We start from the raw sequence: 18,469 nt of genomic DNA, 5'->3' as shown, positions 1-18,469 counted from the left end.
CCACATTTACGGGTACTAACTATAAACCCGCACGGGTAGTTTTGTAAGAAACTCCCTGAACGGAGAGGGCTTATCAAAATAATACCCCTGTAACAGATCAACACCGGCTTCTCGCAATATGGGTAAATACTCGGAAAGTTCCACCCCTTCGGCGACGGTTTGAATTTCCAACCGTTGCAGCATGGCAATAATACCCTGAAATAACGCCAGGGCTTTTTTGTCATAATGAATGTCTTGTAATAAACTGCGGTCGAGTTTCACTGTCGTAAAAGAAAACATCCGTAAATAACTGAGCGCAGAAAAACCACTGCCAAAATCATCCATGGCAAGGCTAAAGCCTTTATTTCGCAGCGAAGACAATGCGTCAATAGCACGCTCGGAATCCTGGATGAAGATGGATTCTGTTAACTCAATCTCGATATACGCAGGAGAAATATTATGCTCCCGGCAAATTGTCGCTGCCTGGGCTGGAAATTCTGGGTCGAGCAATTGGTTAACACTAATATTAACGGCCAACTGTATAAGTTCATGTTCGGCATCGAGCTCTTCAAGGTATTTACACGCACGCTCTAAGCTGAGTAATCCGATATGAAAGTCGAGTTGATGTTCCTCTGCAAGGGGTATGAACACGTCGGGACGCACGTTGCCGTGCAACGAAGAATGCCAGCGGCAGAGCATTTCTCCGCCCTTTAGCACACCGTGCAAATCGTACTTCCCCTGAACATAGAACTCCAAAGCACCTTGCGTGATAGCCTTGCGCAAGTCAGACAATAAACTCACTTTAGCTTTTACACTTTCCCACAACCCTTCTTCATACACATTGACCTGTCCTTTACCCCTTCCTTTCGCCTGATACATGGCAGCATCAGCATTTTGAATAAGGCGCTCTGCTGTCGTACCATGAGAGGGATAATTAGCAATGCCGATAGAGGCGGAAAGCAGCATATCACCAGCTTGGTTTTCGAACACCAATGCCTCAATAGCATCAATTATGGCCTGCCCAAAATTAGCCGCCGTTTCGGGTTTGCTACCGGGCAAGATTATAACAAACTCATCGCCCCCCCAGCGGGTGACTACTTTATTAATTGCTGGCGCATTTTCCATTACCTTTGCAACTTCTTTAAGGCATAAATCTCCAATATCATGACCCGCGCCGTCATTAATTTGCTTGAAGCCGTCAAGGTCGATAAATAACAAAGAAAATTCATTGTCACTCTGTAAGTAGTTTCTGAGAACGTCGTTGAGCCCGTTGCGATTAAACAACCCCGTCAACACATCATACATTGCCAATTGTTTTAAACGGGTTTCATTATATTTTTTCTCCGAGATATCTCGGATAGTGGCGATGATATAAGGCTTTTCCTGATAACGCGTTTCAAAGTGGGCTAGTGAGACGTCTACCGCAATTTCTTTCTTTTCAGTCAGTTTTAATTTGCTTTCAAACCGGATGGGTTTATCTTTTATCCCGTTACTATATTTACCCTGAAGAACCAGGAATTTATTTAAATGCCAACCGACACAATTCTTTTTATCGTCGAAGCTGAGCAACTTAAGAAAAGCGTTATTACATTCGGTAACAGTAAGCTCTTCAGAAAGCACTAACATGGGTTCCCGTGAACTGGCGAACGCCGACGCCATTAACTGAAAACTCTGTTCAGCTTCTCGCTCATGGGTGATGTTTCGTGTGGTACCGACGATGCGCATAGCAGAACCGAATGCGTTTCGCTCCAACACCCGACCTCGCAACCGCATCCACAAAAATTCTTCTTTGTGCCGATAGCGAAATGAGACTTCAAGGTGCTCTTGATCGCAATGCATTGCTAAAGACCACTGAAACTGCAAGTACTGTATGTCGTCTTCATGAATGTGCGTTAGCAGGGAAAACGGGTCTGTTTCAGTAATTATTTCTTTAACTTCGTGCAAAGAGAAGGCGCGAACCGAGATCTTGTCAGTAGTGGCTTCCCATTCCCACAGAGTTTCTTGAGCAGCCCAAAGCGCGAGTTTTAACCGTTTCTCCGTGCTTTGACTTTCCTGCAAGGCGCCATAGAGGGCTTCACTTTTTTCCGTTAATAGAGTTTCAGCCTGAAGTCTGGCCTGCTTTTCACGTTTGAGTCTGCGTTGTAAAGTTGCTAATTCCTTGCTTTCTTTATATTCAGACACATTAGCTCTCCACGGTAATACCGAACTCGTAAGTATGTGCTTGTTCTAATTTAACCGTTGTCCGTGATATACGTTGCCCGAAATGCGCAGCGGCGCCATCCATCAACCCTTCAGCAAGTGGCGCCAGTTCACGCACTGAATAATATTGGAGGCGCATAGTAGTGGCTGTTCTATCTATCACCTTAAAAGTAGGTAAATCTGCATCGGGATAAAGCTTCCGTACCTGGACGTGAATGTCGTTATCCAGTACAGCGAGAGCATCGAGAATACCTTCTCGCCCCGCCATAACCTGTCCATGGGCTTTAGCAAGCCTTGCAAACAAGTAGAGACCAAACTCATGCAAGAGTGTCTCCACAGGTTTACCGGTTTTGACCACCAGCACCGCTACTAACTTTTGCAGTTCTGAAAAGGGGTAATAACCAACCGCAGTGTAAGCGCCATCATTTTCGAGTTCGGCCTCAGTGATCACCTCATCGGCAAATTCAGGCGACACTTTTTCTTCCAGCATGTCGATTAGCGTTGTAAAAACGATTCCCAGCATAATTGAATCAGATTCTATTCTATTTTGACCTACTACCAGTGTAGTGCATGGCGATCAATAGACAAGCTAACCATTGGTATTACTTAGCCTTCCTGAGCATCTTCACTGTCTTGTGATTCGACACTGTTATATTCAACCACAATGTCATCTACCCGTTGTAATCCCCGGGGTAACTTATTACCTCTTCGGCCTCTTTCTCCCTGATAATGGGCCAAGTCTGATGGGGTTAATGTCATACTGCGCTTTCCGGCAATGACTTTAACCGATGCGCCTTCCGGGACAACAGCGGCAACAGACATAAACTCTTCTCTGGTTTGCGCTTTGGCACTTGGAATATTGATGAGTTTATTGCCCTTCCCTTTGGCCAGACTCGGCAAGTCCCGCAGTGGAAATAGCAGCATACGACCTTCATTACTCACAGATAAACACCAATCAGATTCGATGTTATTTACACGCTGTGGTGCCATAACTTTCGCCGCAGTAGGCAAAGTGAGAAACGCCTTACCCGCTTTATTTTTACTTATCATGTCGGCAAATTTACCGACAAACCCGTATCCGGCATCAGACGCAATCAAATAACGTTGCCCTTCATCACCCATGAGCACATCGGTGAACTGTTCACCTCCGACAACGCTAAACCGGCCAGTGAGTGGTTCACCCTGACTTCGTGCAGAAGGCAGACTGTGCGCGTCGCATGAAAAAGCCCGCCCGGAGGAATCGAGGAATACGGCCGGTTGATTGCTGCGCCCCCTGGCACTTGCAAGGTATCCGTCGCCGGCTTTGTAGCTCAACCCTTGGGCATCGACATCATGACCTTTGGCGCAGCGTGCCCAACCCTTTTCAGACAACACCACGGTTACAGCTTCAGAGGGAATGAGTTCTTTTTCTGACAGCGCTTTGGCCTCCCCTCGTTCGACCAAAGGTGAACGCCGATCATCGCCATACTTCTCAGCATCCGCCAGAATTTCTTTTTTGATCAATGTCTTCAGCCGGCGATCTGAGCCCAGCAATGTTTGCAGGTGATCTCGTTCTTTTTCCAGTTCGTCCTGCTCTCCACGGATCTTCATCTCCTCGAGTTTGGCAAGGTGACGTAACTTTAATTCAAGTATTGCTTCGGCTTGTTTATCAGAGAGCGAGAAACGTCGCATTAACTCCGCTTTGGGCTCTTCGAAAGTCCGGATGATCTCGATGACTTCATCAATATTCAAAAAGGCTATCATCAAACCTTCGAGAATGTGTAAACGGGCCAGCACCTTATCGAGGCGATATTGAAGGCGACGGGTAACAGTATCTTTCCTGTAAACTAACCACTCACTGAGGATAGTTTTCAAATCTTTAACTTGTGGCCGACCATCCAGCCCAATCATATTCAAGTTTACCCGATAACTTTTTTCTAAATCCGTGGTGGCAAACAAGTGTTGCATTAATTGCTCGTTATCCACGCGATTAGAGCGGGGGGTAATCAGTAGGCGGGTTGGATTTTCATGATCAGATTCATCCCTAAGATCGCTTACCATAGGCAACTTCTTTGCCTGCATCTGAGCTGCAATTTGCTCAAGTACTTTTGCGCCCGACGCCTGATGAGGCAGAGCAGTAATGACAATGTCACCATTTTCCTCATGATAAACTGCCCGCATCTTCACCGAGCCCCGCCCGGTTTCATACAATTTACGGATATCACTTTGCGGCGTGATGATTTCAGCATCAGTTGGATAATCCGGCCCTTGTACATGAGCGAGAACGTCAGCAAGCTCTGCCTTGGTGTTATCCAGCAACATGGCACAGGCATTGGCGACTTCCCGCGCGTTGTGAGGGGGAATATCTGTTGCCATACCAACAGCAATGCCCGTTACGCCATTGAGTAAAATATGCGGCAAACGGGCCGGCAATACCTTAGGTTCTTTTAATGTGCCATCAAAATTTGGTGTCCAGTCGACTGTCCCCTGACCAAGCTCATTTAATAAAACCTCGCTGAAACGAGAGAGCCTTGCTTCTGTGTATCGCATGGCTGCAAAGGATTTTGGGTCGTCTGGTGCGCCCCAGTTCCCCTGGCCATCCACTAATGGATAGCGATAGGAGAATGGCTGAGCCATCAGTACCATTGCTTCGTAACAAGCCGAGTCTCCGTGGGGATGAAACTTACCCAATACATCACCAACAGTTCGGGCCGATTTCTTGTATTTTGCTGTGGCACTCAAGCCCAGATCACTCATGGCGTAAATAATACGCCGCTGCACTGGTTTCAGGCCATCAGAAATGTGGGGTAACGCCCGGTCCATGATGACATACATGGAATAGTTCAAATAGGCATCTTCGGTAAATCTGCGCAAGGGGAGCTGCTCTACACCTTCCCCATTTATGATAATGTCGTCGCTCATGCGTTCTTTTCGTTATTCGGTGGTTAACTGCTTTTTAGCCATTGTGAGCCAAACCCTGACGATTCGCAATACACACCTTACTCACCGCATCCCAATGAAAAAAACCACAAACTGTTTCCGCTTACTTTTGTACAAACAGATGCGGTAGTGGTTTAATAGTCATCAACAGGAATAATGAAAATAATACTATGCGCGCAGCACTCTGGCCCTGGCTTTCCACACTGATTTTTACGTTATCGCTGTCTGCTTCTGTGCAGGCACAATCTACTCTGCAGCTTATTAATGAAGATTCCGCGACCAATTTAACAGACAACTTCGAAATTTATTACGAAAGTGATATTCAGCTTACCATAGGTGAAGCCGTTAAACGCCGGCCTGATTTTCGCTGGTACAGTAACAGCAACCCCAATTTCGGATTTCAGGTACGCGGGCTTTGGTTAGTCACTCGTTTTAGTAACGCCAGTAATATTGAAGACTGGGTGTTCAACATCAATTTCAGTCAACTCGACAAAGTAGATTTATACCTTGTACAAAACGGGCAGGTACTCCAGCAAAGCCATCAGGGAAAACTGCAAAAAGAACAAATTTTTCGCACGCCCACACTGCGTTCGACACTACCGGTAAATCAACCACTGGAATTGTATATTCGGGTGGAAAGCACATCCTCCAGCCTGATCGTCCCATTAACTGTTACACCGGAGCAATTACACAGTTACGGATCACAACTCGACAGCCTGCTCTGGGGCCTTTTTTACGGTGGCCTGTTCATACTTGCCATTTATAACTGCGTCCTCTTTATTGGCGCCAAAGAACCCGCTCTGCTTGCCTACGTCGGCTATATTATCGCTGTTATACTCTGGCAATTCGTGTGGGGCGGACATGTGCATTTACTGTTCCCCCATGGCGTAGAGCCCTGGTTTGCTTCGCATACAGAACTCATATTTGTATTAATTGGCATCAGTTCCGGCGTGTTCACAATGACGTTTTTGGAAACCCGGGCCCATTGTCAAAATGCTCACCCCATCATCGTGATGCTGCTGGTTCTGCAGCTTCTCGTAGGCATGAGTTGCGTGTTGGATATCCTTCCTCACATATGGAAAAACAACCTGGTGTATGGCGTGGGGCTTCTCGCTATTTGCAGCTATATCTATGCCGGTTTTGAAGCCTTTCTAAACCATTTCAAACCTGCCAGATACTTTATTTTTGCCTGGACCATGCTGGCGTTCGGCGCGGTCATTGGCATGCTGAGCCTTATCGGTCTTTTACCATCTAACGACTTCACAACCTACTGTTTCCAAGTCGGTGTATTTCTCGAAGCAGGACTGTTCTCTTTTGCCCTCATGGATAAAAGCCGCGGCCAGCTTGAATCAGAAGTTGACCAGGCCACCAATGACCTGCGCAATAACATGGAACTTATCGAAGAACAGAACGCACGTCTGGACATCGCGAGAAAAGATGCTATTAAGGCCAGTAACGTAAAGTCACAATTTCTGGCGAATATGAGCCACGAAATTCGTACCCCGCTCAATGCTATCCTTGGCTTTAGCAAAGAACTCACACATGCTGCGCTGCCTGTGGAGCAACAGGAGCAGGTTAGAATTATCAATACGGCTGCAGACAACCTGCTAGGTATTGTTAATGATGTACTCGACTTTTCCAAAATTGAGGCCGGCAAGCTCACTATTAATAACCAGCCATTTTCGCCCAACCAGCTATTGGAAGATATGGTCACGCTAATGTCAAAGTCTGCCCATTCCAAGAAACTGGAATTCGTTTTCAACTTAACACCACTGCCAGAAAAGCTTATTGGTGACGTTTTTAGAATTAAGCAAATCCTAAACAACTTATTGAGCAACGCACTAAAATTCACACCTTCTGGGACGATCACACTTTCAGCTACGGGTAAGTCTCTGCCTCATGGTATCTATGAACTGGCGTTCAGAATTGAGGACACTGGGATTGGTATTAGCCGTCAGGACAAGAAAAAGCTCTTTAATGCTTTTTCGCAGGTTGACGATTCTCTGAACCGAAACTATCAGGGCACGGGCCTTGGCTTAGTCATTTGTCGGGAACTTGTAAGGCTAATGCGTGGCGAATTGGAATTAAAAAGTTCCCCGGGGCTGGGAAGTGTATTTGATGTTACGCTTAGAACAAATCAACTGAGTCAGAAGTTTGCCTTAGGCAACCATGCTGAATGGATCGGCAAGCGGGTTGTCGTCTTCGACCCCATTCCTGACACTCGTCGTGCCACAGCCACCATGTTAACCCACATGGGTGCTAAAGTAATAAGCGCAGATTCTGTTGAGTTTTTACGTACGCGTAACAATCAGGCGGATTTGCTTTTTGCTACGCTACCGGGTTCCAAAGCAAAATTACGCAATACCTATTTAACCGAACTGGTCGAGTTCCCCGCTAAAAAACGCATTTTGTGGTATTCCGGACAAGAACCGTTTAATCAACTCCCAAGCCTTGCCCAGCACTTTCACGAACAAGTAAGAATGCCCGTTACCATCAGCAAACTGGAAAGCATTCTTCACCACAAACTTGCCAAAAAGAAAAATCCATTGCATGACAAGGTTAATACCTTACCCGCTGCACGGATCCTGGCAGTTGACGACATGGAGATGAATCTCAAATTACTGGAAACCTGGCTTGGTCATTCTCCTGTTTCACTTACCTGTTCCATGAGCGGACAGGACGCGGTTAACCGCTGCCACAGCACCGAGTTCGATCTGATCTTAATGGATGTGCAAATGCCCGGAATGGACGGTCTGCAAGCGTCTCGGCTTATCAGAAAAACGGCGCTTAACATGGGCACTCCTATTATTGCCGTTACGGCCCACGCTTTTAAAGAAGAGCAAGAGCGCTTGCTAGCCTCAGGGATGGACGACTATTTACCCAAACCAATGGAAATGGGTCAGTTGCTCGACCTGATTAAACGCTGGTGCCAAAACAGTGAACCAGCAGCAATGGCTTTGCCATCCATGGATTGGCAACTCGCCGTGAAGCGCACCAATCATCAGCCAGAAACAGCAAAAATGATGCTTCAGGACTTCAAGGCTTTGCTGCCGGCTACCATCACAACGTTAAAGACTTTGTGGGATAAAAGAGACTTCGAAGGCTTGAAAGCCGAGGTTCACAAACTACACGGCGCATGCTGCTATACCGGCGTACCAAAATTACAAGCGCAGGCCAACGAGCTTGAAACGGCGCTCAAGTTGGATCAAAAATTTCTTGTCGCTGAGCTTCTACCTGCATTGCTAAGTGAAGCGGAGGTTGTTGTTGCCGAAGTGGATGGTTTCATTCGTGATATGCATTAGCGCGGTTGAGCTCTCCGCTTACAAAGACCGCGCCTGCTGACACTGACGAAGTAACGCAACGAAGTCCGTAGGCTCGCGGTCAATATCTACGGCAGATATGTAGATGTCGTAGCCCAGCGAGGCTCTCAGCGTTTGCATGCGATTTGCCAACATGGCCTTAACGCCGGTAAATGTCTGGCCGTCAGAAGTGGAAAAGTGTTTGTCATCAAACATTGTTTGGTTATAGCACCCACCAGTTGAACAGCTTTCTTGTTTACTGTGCATCAACAGGGGGCGTTGCTCCATAAGCAGATGGGTCGCCAGACGCGGAGAAATCGTGCGCAAAAAATCAGCGTAGTCCTTAATTTTTATTCCCACTGCTTCCAATTCCACATGGTCGAGCCCCTGTTGCACTCGGGGGCAATCCACCCGCTGTATATTGTCCCATTGAAGAAACCAGTTTCCCAACCGATGGTGATAGCGAATTTCTTCCGGGGATATTTCAATACTGTACTGAGGCTCCCGAAGTTTAAACCACCCAATAAGCAAAGACACAATAGAGGCACTGGTGAGAAAAATACCTGCCAGGAACAGCCATTCAGGCATAAAGCTTAGCCATAAGGCAGACAGCAACAATCCGAACACACCCAACACGCATGCTGTTATTCCGTTGCTCTTAGATGTAGCCCGGACATAGATTGGTGAAACAGAGCTAGTTCCAGACATAAAAGTACACCACAAACATAATTATCGCCCAAATCACAATTAGCCGGATACGCTGACATTTGGGGCAATTGGTTCGCCAACCCTGTCTGTGATAACGGCTATTGTGAGTACGTTTCTTTTCTTTCATGTCTTACGTAAAACACGATGATTTTGTTTTTACCTGACAGTATTGTAACGCAAAAAAGCCAAGCCAACGCAACCTCAGCAAAGTATTGTTCATTCCTTAACAAAGTTTGTTCTACAGCCCAGTTTGAATTTGATAGACTAAGTAGGTTTACTTCATTTTTGAGAGCACTATGTCACAGTTTACTGGCAATCATGTCCTTTCGGTCAATCAATTTGACCGTGACGCCATCGAAAAAATTTTTAACGTGGCGCACTCTATGGAACCCTATGCACGACGAAAGAAACGTACTGCCGTTCTCGATGGTGCAATATTAGGCAACCTGTTCTTTGAACCGAGTACCCGAACCAGGGTTAGTTTTGGTACTGCATTTAATCTTTTAGGTGGTGAAGTAAGAGAAACCACCGGTATGAGCAGTTCTGCTCTTGCCAAAGGAGAATCCCTTTTTGATACAGCAAGGGTACTCAGTGGCTATTCAGATATTATCGCCATGCGTCACCCTCAGGCTGGCTCAGTAGCTGAATTTGCTGAGGGCAGCCGCGTACCGGTATTAAATGGCGGCGATGGAGCAAATGAACACCCCACACAGGCACTGCTCGATTTATACACCATCAAGCGAGAATTGGAATACAACGGTAAAAATATCGACGGATTACACATCGCAATGATCGGTGACTTGCGTTACGGCAGAACAGTTCATTCACTATCAAAATTATTGTGTCTGTATAACAACATTCATTTTACCCTCATTTCGCCGCAAGAGCTGGCCATGCCAGACAACGTTATCTCCGCTATCGAAAACGCGGGACATAAGTTAACCGTGACAAATCAAATTGAAGGTGTAGTGAATGCGGATATTTGCTATCAAACCCGTATTCAGGAAGAACGCTTCACCTCCCAGGAAGAAGCCAACAAATATCGTGGCCGATTCCGTCTGAATCAATCCATTTACACCCGTCATTTCCAGTCAAAAACCGTCATTATGCATCCTCTTCCACGGGATTCCCGTATGGAAGCTAATGAGTTAGATAACGATTTAAATTCGAATCCGAATCTCGCTATTTTCAGGCAGGCTGATAATGGGGTCTTAGTGCGAATGGCACTCTTCGCGCTTACATTAGGCGTCGAAAACCTTGTCAGCAAATACGAGCGTGATGTGGTGTGGTATACAAATAAGAGTCAATCATTATGATTTCAAAATCAGAAGCCCTTTTTAGCCGGGCGCAGAAAACAATTCCCGGTGGCGTTAATTCTCCGGTACGCGCCTTCAAAGCAGTTGGTGGCACGCCGCGCTTTATCACCAAAGCAGACGGCCCCTATATTTGGGATGCCGACGGCAATCAGTATATTGATTATGTCCAGTCCTGGGGGCCAATGGTGTTAGGCCACAATAATGATGCCATACGCGAAGCGGTAATAAACGCTGCACAAAACGGTTTAAGCTTTGGCGCCCCCACTGAAGCAGAGATCAACATGGCTGAAAAAGTCAGCGCCATGGTGCCTTCCATGGAAATGGTGCGTATGGTTAATTCCGGAACAGAAGCCACCATGTCTGCCATACGGCTGGCGCGAGGGTTTACCGGAAGAAACAAGCTGGTTAAGTTTGAGGGCTGCTACCACGGTCATGCAGATTCATTGCTGGTAAAGGCTGGCTCCGGAGCACTTACTTTCGGTGTTCCGAGTTCCCCGGGTGTGCCTGCAGATGTAGCCCAGCACACACTTACCGTTGAATACAATAACCTTGATAGCGTTGCAGACGTCTTTGCCGCCCATGGCGATGACATTGCTTGTATCATCGTAGAACCTGTTGCCGGTAACATGAACTGTATTCCACCTGTGGAAGGGTTTCTGGAAGGGCTGCGCAACATTTGCGACGACTATGGCAGTGTATTGATTTTCGATGAGGTTATGACTGGTTTCAGGGTTGCCAAAGGTGGTGCCCAGGCGCGCTATCAGGTTAAACCAGATTTAACCTGTTTAGGTAAAGTTATCGGTGGAGGTATGCCTGTTGGCGCATTTGGCGGCCGCCGTGAAATTATCGAGCACATATCGCCTACTGGCCCGGTTTATCAAGCTGGTACCCTGTCAGGGAATCCGGTTGCCATGGCTGCTGGTCTGGCGGCACTTGCCCAACTAGATGACGATGCAATGTATCAGGGAATATTCACACAAACCCAGGCATTGGCAGAGGGCATGGCCAATATTGCTAAAAGTCATAGCATACCTATGAGTACCAACGTCGCTGGTAGTATGTTTGGCTTGTTCTTCACCGATATTCCCCGCGTAACAAACTATCAGCAAGCCATTAATTGTAATCAGGAGCAGTTTAAGGTTTTCTATCACGGTATGTTAGAGCACGGTGTATACCTGGCACCAGCGTCTTATGAAGCTGGCTTTGTTTCTAAAATGCATACTACGGATATTATTGACAAAACGTTAACAGCCGCAGATAGTGTGCTTGGCAAGCTGAAGTAGTCTTTGGGGGCGTTGTGAGCATATCTGTTGTTTTTATCATTGTTGTGGTGGTTTACGCCTTTGTAATTACCATTATGTACGGAAAAAACAGACGCAAAAAAAATGAGTTGCTCGACATCATTGCTCGCACTGCGCCCCGGAATACCCCCATCGTCGACTCTGACCAGGAAAGGCAAGCCAGTTACCTGGAAAAAGCCAACGAGGCAATGCAACTCACTAAGAATTTCCAGAAATTTGTGCCACGACAATTTGTCGAACACTTTGCCAAAAACGGTAGCAGCGCCACCCTCGAACTGGGTCACGCCGATGAAGACGAAGTAGCCATTTTATTCAGCGACATCAGAGGCTTCACCGGTTTGTCAGAACGCCTGAAACCTCAGGAATTGATGCACTTCCTCAACTCCTATTTTTTGCGCATGAACGACCCCATCCACCAAAATCGGGGCTTTATCGACAAATTTATTGGTGACGCTATTATGGCCCTTTTTGACCATCCGGGAGGATCTGCACAAGATAAAGCCAGAGATGCGTTACAAGCGGCTATCGATTTGAGAAAGGCGCTGGGAATGTACAATTCACACCGGGACAACTGTGAATATGTGCCTATTAACATGGGGATTGGCATGCACTATGGACCGGTTATCATCGGTACTGTAGGTTCAGATGACCGCATGGACACCACAGTTATTGGTGATTCCGTTAATATTGCGTATCGCCTGGAATCTCTCACACCCAAATACAATGCGGATATTATCGTCAGTGCACAATTTTTGCAAACAGTGGGAGCGGAATACCCGGTCAAAACCCGACTACTGGATTGGGTGAGAGTAAAAGGGCGTCTTAAGCCCATTGAAGTCTATGAAGTTCTTGAGCATTTACCTGAAAAGGAACAACAAGACCGATTAGCTATTCAGACTCAAATTGCCGCTGGCTTGGCCTGTCGAATTCGTCAACAGTGGGATGATGCTTTAGCACACTTTATGAAAGCGCAGGAAATCAACCCTGATGATATGCTTCCCCAACATCATATTGATGTGTGCTTACAATATCGGGGAATGGTACTTGAAAAAGACTGGGATGGTGCGCTCAATCTCAATCAGTAATTAGGCCTCGCTGCGCTTAGCCTGCGCTTGAATAAAGGGCAGAGACGGTGCAAAAAACGCTCCCCCGGTTTCGGCACTGGTGTAATCCAGCCAACGGTCGTAGTCACCTTCTCCTGTTCCAAAAACCTGGCTGTATAACATGGCTTTAAATGGTCTTGCACTGGCAGCACAACTTACAAAAAACAACCCTTGTGTGGTGAGATCGCCATAGGGCATTCCTTGCTTTATCAAACCAGGTTGTTCATTGTCTCCGACCACCGCGCTGGCACGGATACAATGAGACATTGGGTTTTGTTCAGGACTGTGTAAATTGTGCTCCCTTGTTTTTCCCATGACTTGCTCTTGTTGGCGTACAGACAAACTTTCCCAGCGTCGCAAATCGTGGCGAAAGCGCTGAACATGGACATAACTGCCACCCACAAACTCACTTTCATCTTCTTCAATGACGGCAACCTTGCGTCGTAACATCCCCCGCGGATTATCCTCAGCGTATACATACCCGTTTAAATCACGTCCATCCAGAAACCGAAAACCTCTGACTTCCTCTACTAATTCAACATGAAGTCGCAATAACTCCATTACCTCTCGCCCCACCGCGTGACAAATATCCAGTCTGTCAGCTCGAATTTGGATAAACAAATCACAGGGAGTGGACGGTGCAGTTCTATCTTCACATTGCATGTCCGGAAATGGCGCTAATTCAGATGGCAATAACCCCGGATATAGCTCTGGCCAAAACCCGGAGCCAATAGCGACCATACCTGTCAACATGGCTTCATAATGTTCATTTTCGTAGTGCTCAAATATGTCAACGACACGAGCAAGTTTACCGCGCACGGTGTCTGCATCGTCATCGACGACGTTAAGCAACAGGTACTGCGCATGTAAATTAGGTTCAGCGCATACCCCTTTTTGAGGTTGACTCATGGTTCTGTTCCATTCGCCTTTTGTTATTGAGCCCCAGGCTCTTTTTAGGCAATAAGGTTAAGTGTGGCTCAATAACCTGCGGCTTGTCCATCTTTTCGACTTTCAGACGCCCCAATATAAACTTTCCGTTCACTGTCCCACATAATGGCCTGATAACCGCCATAGATGCCCGTTGCCGGTACTAACTTATGTCCCCGGGACATCAAATTACGTTTGACCTGCTCATCAATACCCGACTCCAGATGCACTTCGCCCCCATTTGTCATTAATGCGCCAGTGGGGCTACTTGAGCCTGAATGTAATATACGTGGCGCATCACCGGCTTCCTGTAAATTCATGCCAAAGTCAATTAGATTAACAATGATCTGGGCGTGCATCTGAGGTTGTGTTGCGCCCCCCATCACGCCAAAACTTAACCATGGTTTGCCATTGCGGGTAACAAAGCCTGGGATAATGGTGTGAAAGGGTCGCTTACCCGGCGCATAAACATTGGCATGATCGTCTTGTAAGGTAAATAGCTCTCCCCGGTTTTGCAAAATAAAACCAAGACCTGTAGGCGTCATTCCCGACCCCATGCCCCGGTAATTACTTTGGATCAGCGACACCATATTACCGTGTTTATCGGCAACAGTAAGATATACGGTGTCTCCCTCGTATACACCGGCATCTACTGTTTTTGCGGCAATGCCAGGTTGGATCAGCGCCTGTCTTTTAGCCGCATACTCTTTGGAAACTAACCACTCCACTGGTACATCGCTAAACGCGGTATCGGCATAAAATTTTGCCCTGTCTTCGAAGGCAAGTTTTTTTGCCTCAACGAAAGTGTGGATGTAATCGGCAGAACCAAACCCCATACCCTCTATATCATAGCGCTCAAGAATATTTAATATTTGCAAGGCTGCAATGCCCTGCCCGTTGGGAGGCAATTCCCACACATCATATCCGCGGTAGTTTGCTGAGACGGGCTCCACCCAATCGGAAGTATGGGTCGCGAGATCCTCGTAGCGCAAAAATCCTCCCTGAGTTTCCATGTAAGCGCTAATGGTTCTGGCAATATCCCCCTTATAAAACGCATCCCGTCCTCCGGTGGCTATTTTTTCGTAGGTGGCAGCCAACGCTGGGTTCTTAAACACATCCCCCTTTCTGGGCACCTTCCCATCTGGCATAAATGTTTCGCTGAAACCATCATAATGGCCAATTCGATCTGCATTCATCTGCCAGTAATACGCTATGAGTTCTGATACCGGGAAGCCGTTTTTGGCATACTCTATAGCTGGCGTCAGCACAGATGTCATGGGCAACGAGCCGAATTTATCATGCAACATAAACCAACCATCTACAGCACCGGGCACAGAAACGGGTAGTGGACCAAATGATGGAATACTGGTTAAGCCTCTGGCTGCGAACTCTTTCTTCTCCAGCGCTTTGGGAGACCGCCCTGAGGCATTTAGACCGTAGAGTTTTTTCTCGTCTGCTATCCACACAATCGCATAGAGATCGCCGCCGATTCCACTGCCGGTAGGTTCAACTAATCCGAGCATAGCATTCGCGGCAATTGCTGCGTCAATGGCGTTGCCGCCTTTTTTAAGGACATCCAGGCCAACCTGAGTAGCCAGTGGTTGACTGGTAGCTACCATGCCGTTTTGTGTTATCACTTCAGAGCGACTGGCAAACATCTCCCCGGTAATTCTATCGAATGCTAAAGCAGTATTGCATACACACCCCGTCATTAAAGCAGTGAAGAAAATTAGCATCGTTTTTTTCGTAAACTTATGGGTATAAAGCACGGTTTGGCTCTCCGCTTTTGAGATATGTAAAAATTACCGGTTGTGTGTAAATTACTGTTTATCACAAAGCGCTTAATGATGCAGCTAAAGCGTTGATCCGTTAATTTTCCTTTATTTCCGCGCACTAAAAAGTATTGACAGGCTGCTCAGCAAACATGGCGCTAAGTTTGCAGTATATCGCAGCGACTGTTTTCTATATTTTTACTAGACGCACCACGAGCCGTATCTGTGGAATTTACCTAATTCGTCCACTATTGGACAGCAACCGACAGAGAGACGACGTCATGAGCATTGAATTTAGTATTGTTACTATTGTTAAGCGACGTACCCAGCAGTTGTCTACATTGGTTAACAGTATCGAACGCTCGGAGCAGTTACCCAAAGAAATGGTAATTGTATGGATGGCTCCGCCCAGTGATGAATCCCTATTAAGTAGCGACCACTTCCCTATTCTGCACCGTTTTGCTGCAAGCGAATCATTTCCCATTGCTAAAGCACGCAACCGTGGGTTTGATACGTGTACAACCGATCGAATTATCTACCTGGATGCAGATTGCATCTGCCCCGACTCACTTTTAGGTAACCTGACTTCATCTTTGACGACAGGCAAACTCGTCACTGCCAACGTCAATCAACTCAATCAACTCAATCAAACCGTTGACGATATTAGCGAAAGTCACTTACAACAACTCGCACCTTTGCAACAAAGTACGGCGGAAAAAATTCCCTTTATAGAATTCGATACAACCATTTTTGGTATCACCCGAAAAGATTACGAGCGTGTAGGGGGCTTCGATCTTGATTATTGCGGCTATGGTCTTGGGGATCTGGACTTCGCAGCACGTTGCAGCCAGGCTGGACTTTACCTACTCAACACCGGACGCAATGTATACAAGCAATTCCATGGCCATTACCATCCTCCGGTAAATCATTTATGCGATATTGTTACCAATGCGGAAACCTTCAAACGAAAGTGGGGAACCTATCCCACGAGCAAGGTGTTTTCTCAGTTCGCTGAATTAGGTTTGATAAATAGCGACTATGAACAGGCGGGCATGCGAATAACCCGCTTACTCGATGAAGCTGAAATGGCTGAATTTTTCATTGATGCCCCCAGGGAAAAATCAGAGCCTGACGCTATTTCTCTGCAGCAAAGTGCCTAAACGTTTTGTTACCTAAGTAATAAAACCCACTTACTCATATAATAAAAAGCCCGGTCGATACTCACTTCGACCGGGTTTTGTTCTAACCTATATTGTCAGCTTAGTTATCTTCCAGTGGTGTTTGCTCAGTCACTGGTACAGCATTGACATCTGTGTCGAGGGCTTCCACGGCCTTTTTCACACCTGCGGCGTAGTCAGGGTGCACTTTCTCTAACACAGCGTACCAACGCGATTTAACGCTGTCAGAGCATGGCCCCATAGCGGCGGCATAGTTCTTATACAAACGGTCTTTCTGTTCTTCAGAAAACATATTGTAAAGGGCTCTTGGCTGTACGTAATCTATATCAGACTCTTCCTGATAATACCGGTCAGCATCACCGTCTATGCGAAGTGGGGGTTCGGGATGCTTTATCTGTGCAACAGGCCCATTGTGCTGATTGGGCTCATAGTAGGCATCAGGATTGCCAAAGTCATTTGTGAAGAAACGCATGGCGCCATCTTTGTGGTAATGATTAACCTGGGTATTTTTAGCCGCGTTTGCTGGCAGCGCCTCATAGTGGGTTCCGAGGCGATAACGGTGAGCATCTGCATACGAAAATACTCGCGCCTGTAACATTTTGTCAGGGCTAAAGCCAATACCCGGCACTACGTTAGAAGGGCTGTAAGCTGCATTCTCGACCATCTGAAAGTAATTTTCCGGGACAGTATGCATTTCCAACTCACCCACTTCGATAAGAGGATAGTCGCCATGGGGCCATACTTTGGTAAGGTCGAAGGGATTATATGCCTGCTTGCCTGCCTCTTCCTCTGGCATTACCTGGATATACATGGTCCATTTCGGATATTTTCCTTCTTCTACAGCGTTTATCAAGTCTTCCTGATAGGATTCCCGGGTTTTACCAATAATACCTTCCGCTTCCTCATTGGTGTAATGAGCATGGCCTTGGTGAGTTTTAAAGTGAAATTTCACCCAGAAGCGTTCGCCCTTTGCATTCCACATACTAAATGTGTGCGAGCCGTAGCCGTTCATGTACATAGGGTTTTTCGGAATGCCACGGTCAGACATAAGAATAGTTACCTGATGCACGGATTCAGGCTGCCCGGCCCAAAAATCGAACATCGCCTCAGGACTGCGTAAGTTTGTTTTCGGGTGACGTTTTTGCGTACGAATGAAATCTGGAAATTTAAATGCGTCGCGAATAAAGAAGATAGGCGTGTTATTACCTACCATGTCCCAGTTACCTTCGTCGGTGTAGAATTTAAGACTAAAACCGCGCACGTCCCGTTCTGTGTCAGCTGCACCTGATTCCCCTGCTACGGTAGACCAGCGGCTGAGCACATCAGTTTTTTTACCTATTTGGGAAAACATATCTGCGCAGGTGTATTGCGTAATATCGTGAGTTACAGTGAACGTGCCCTGTAAGCCCCACCCTTTCGCGTGAACCGTTCGCTCTGGGATCCGCTCGCGATTCTGATGGGCTAGTTTCTCAACGAGTTGATAGTCGGTGAGCAGTGCAGGACCTCTGGAACCAGCTGTTCTGGTAGTTTCATTTGATTCAACTGGTGCCCCGGCACTGGTTGTGAGTGTTGGCTTATCGCTCATCATGTTCTCCTAAATCAATTTTAATACCCTGCTCTGCTATTGATTGTTTTATTCAATAGTGTGATGCATACCAAGGTAGGGTCTATACGATCGGGTTTTGTACATGCATGGTGATAAAATGGCTCAATCTAATTTTGTAAACGATTGACCAGAATTTGAACGTGTTGACCCTTGCGGTATGTT

General features: G+C 46.7%; 12 protein-coding genes. 5 read left to right on the top strand and 7 right to left on the bottom strand.

Annotation, left to right across the window (positions count from 1 at the left end; translation table 11 throughout):
* Positions 1-15: 15 nt before the first annotated feature.
* From ACXACM_RS05805 to parC, 3 genes are all read right to left on the bottom strand, one after another.
* Positions 16-2,160 (bottom strand): sensor domain-containing protein, encoded by a 2,145-nt coding sequence (locus ACXACM_RS05805; protein WP_474820412.1) that lies wholly within the window; start codon positions 2,158-2,160, stop codon positions 16-18.
* A gap of 1 nt (position 2,161) precedes the next feature.
* A complete protein-coding gene (locus ACXACM_RS05800) occupies positions 2,162-2,701 on the bottom strand; it encodes a heme NO-binding domain-containing protein (protein ID WP_474820411.1) in 540 nt (179 codons plus the stop codon).
* Between the two features lie 83 nt (positions 2,702-2,784).
* Complete coding sequence (gene parC / locus ACXACM_RS05795; protein WP_474820409.1) at positions 2,785-5,079, bottom strand: DNA topoisomerase IV subunit A; 2,295 nt, start codon at positions 5,077-5,079, stop codon at positions 2,785-2,787.
* Between the two features lie 188 nt (positions 5,080-5,267).
* Between parC and ACXACM_RS05790 the strand changes: the two genes are divergently transcribed.
* Complete coding sequence (locus ACXACM_RS05790; protein WP_474820408.1) at positions 5,268-8,399, top strand: hybrid sensor histidine kinase/response regulator; 3,132 nt, start codon at positions 5,268-5,270, stop codon at positions 8,397-8,399.
* Positions 8,400-8,417: 18 nt separating this feature from the next.
* Here ACXACM_RS05790 and ACXACM_RS05785 read toward each other — a convergent pair whose 3' ends face one another.
* Complete coding sequence (locus ACXACM_RS05785) at positions 8,418-9,104, bottom strand: DUF2982 domain-containing protein (RefSeq protein ID WP_474820406.1); 687 nt, start codon at positions 9,102-9,104, stop codon at positions 8,418-8,420.
* A 296-nt stretch (positions 9,105-9,400) separates the two neighbouring features.
* On the opposite strand from ACXACM_RS05785, the gene ACXACM_RS05780 reads away from it, so the two are divergent.
* From ACXACM_RS05780 to ACXACM_RS05770, 3 genes are all read left to right on the top strand, one after another.
* Positions 9,401-10,420 carry an aspartate carbamoyltransferase gene (locus ACXACM_RS05780; RefSeq protein ID WP_474820405.1) on the top strand — a complete coding sequence of 340 codons (1,020 nt, stop codon included), beginning with the start codon at positions 9,401-9,403 and terminating at the stop codon, positions 10,418-10,420.
* On the top strand, positions 10,420-11,703 hold the full coding sequence (hemL, locus tag ACXACM_RS05775; RefSeq protein ID WP_474824241.1) for a glutamate-1-semialdehyde 2,1-aminomutase: 1,284 nt from the start codon (positions 10,420-10,422) through the stop codon (positions 11,701-11,703). The genes ACXACM_RS05780 and hemL overlap by 1 nt, the downstream gene beginning before the upstream one ends.
* 74 nt (positions 11,704-11,777) lie before the next feature.
* The gene (locus ACXACM_RS05770; RefSeq protein WP_474824239.1) at positions 11,778-12,806 is read left to right on the top strand and encodes an adenylate/guanylate cyclase domain-containing protein; all 1,029 of its coding nucleotides are present in this window, start codon (positions 11,778-11,780) and stop codon (positions 12,804-12,806) included.
* Here ACXACM_RS05770 and ACXACM_RS05765 read toward each other — a convergent pair whose 3' ends face one another.
* Both ACXACM_RS05765 and ggt read right to left on the bottom strand, forming a co-directional pair.
* On the bottom strand, positions 12,807-13,733 hold the full coding sequence (locus tag ACXACM_RS05765) for a Dyp-type peroxidase (protein WP_474820403.1): 927 nt from the start codon (positions 13,731-13,733) through the stop codon (positions 12,807-12,809).
* Between the two features lie 68 nt (positions 13,734-13,801).
* Positions 13,802-15,487 carry a gamma-glutamyltransferase gene (gene ggt / locus ACXACM_RS05760; RefSeq protein WP_474820402.1) on the bottom strand — a complete coding sequence of 562 codons (1,686 nt, stop codon included), beginning with the start codon at positions 15,485-15,487 and terminating at the stop codon, positions 13,802-13,804.
* 317 nt (positions 15,488-15,804) lie between these two features.
* On the opposite strand from ggt, the gene ACXACM_RS05755 reads away from it, so the two are divergent.
* The gene (locus ACXACM_RS05755) at positions 15,805-16,683 is read left to right on the top strand and encodes a glycosyltransferase family 2 protein (protein ID WP_474820401.1); all 879 of its coding nucleotides are present in this window, start codon (positions 15,805-15,807) and stop codon (positions 16,681-16,683) included.
* A 100-nt stretch (positions 16,684-16,783) separates the two neighbouring features.
* Here ACXACM_RS05755 and ACXACM_RS05750 read toward each other — a convergent pair whose 3' ends face one another.
* A complete protein-coding gene (locus ACXACM_RS05750) occupies positions 16,784-18,286 on the bottom strand; it encodes a catalase (RefSeq protein ID WP_474820400.1) in 1,503 nt (500 codons plus the stop codon).
* Positions 18,287-18,469 lie beyond the last annotated feature (183 nt).

It is taken from the genome of Alteromonas sp. AWQ4_252, from assembly GCF_056158205.1.
This window is presented reverse-complemented; position numbering and strand designations above follow the sequence as displayed.

Excerpts from the sequence above, each read along its gene's own strand:
- ACXACM_RS05800 (WP_474820411.1), bottom strand. The coding sequence starts at position 2,701 with ATGCTGGGAATCGTTTTTACAACGCTAATCGACATGCTGGAAGAAAAA.
- parC (WP_474820409.1), bottom strand. The coding sequence starts at position 5,079 with ATGAGCGACGACATTATCATAAATGGGGAAGGTGTAGAGCAGCTCCCC.
- ACXACM_RS05790 (WP_474820408.1), top strand. The coding sequence starts at position 5,268 with ATGCGCGCAGCACTCTGGCCCTGGCTTTCCACACTGATTTTTACGTTA.
- ACXACM_RS05785 (WP_474820406.1), bottom strand. The coding sequence starts at position 9,104 with ATGTCTGGAACTAGCTCTGTTTCACCAATCTATGTCCGGGCTACATCT.
- ACXACM_RS05780 (WP_474820405.1), top strand. The coding sequence starts at position 9,401 with ATGTCACAGTTTACTGGCAATCATGTCCTTTCGGTCAATCAATTTGAC.
- ACXACM_RS05770 (WP_474824239.1), top strand. The coding sequence starts at position 11,778 with ATGTACGGAAAAAACAGACGCAAAAAAAATGAGTTGCTCGACATCATT.
- ACXACM_RS05765 (WP_474820403.1), bottom strand. The coding sequence starts at position 13,733 with ATGAGTCAACCTCAAAAAGGGGTATGCGCTGAACCTAATTTACATGCG.
- ggt (WP_474820402.1), bottom strand. The coding sequence starts at position 15,487 with ATGCTAATTTTCTTCACTGCTTTAATGACGGGGTGTGTATGCAATACT.
- ACXACM_RS05755 (WP_474820401.1), top strand. The coding sequence starts at position 15,805 with ATGAGCATTGAATTTAGTATTGTTACTATTGTTAAGCGACGTACCCAG.
- ACXACM_RS05750 (WP_474820400.1), bottom strand. The coding sequence starts at position 18,286 with ATGAGCGATAAGCCAACACTCACAACCAGTGCCGGGGCACCAGTTGAA.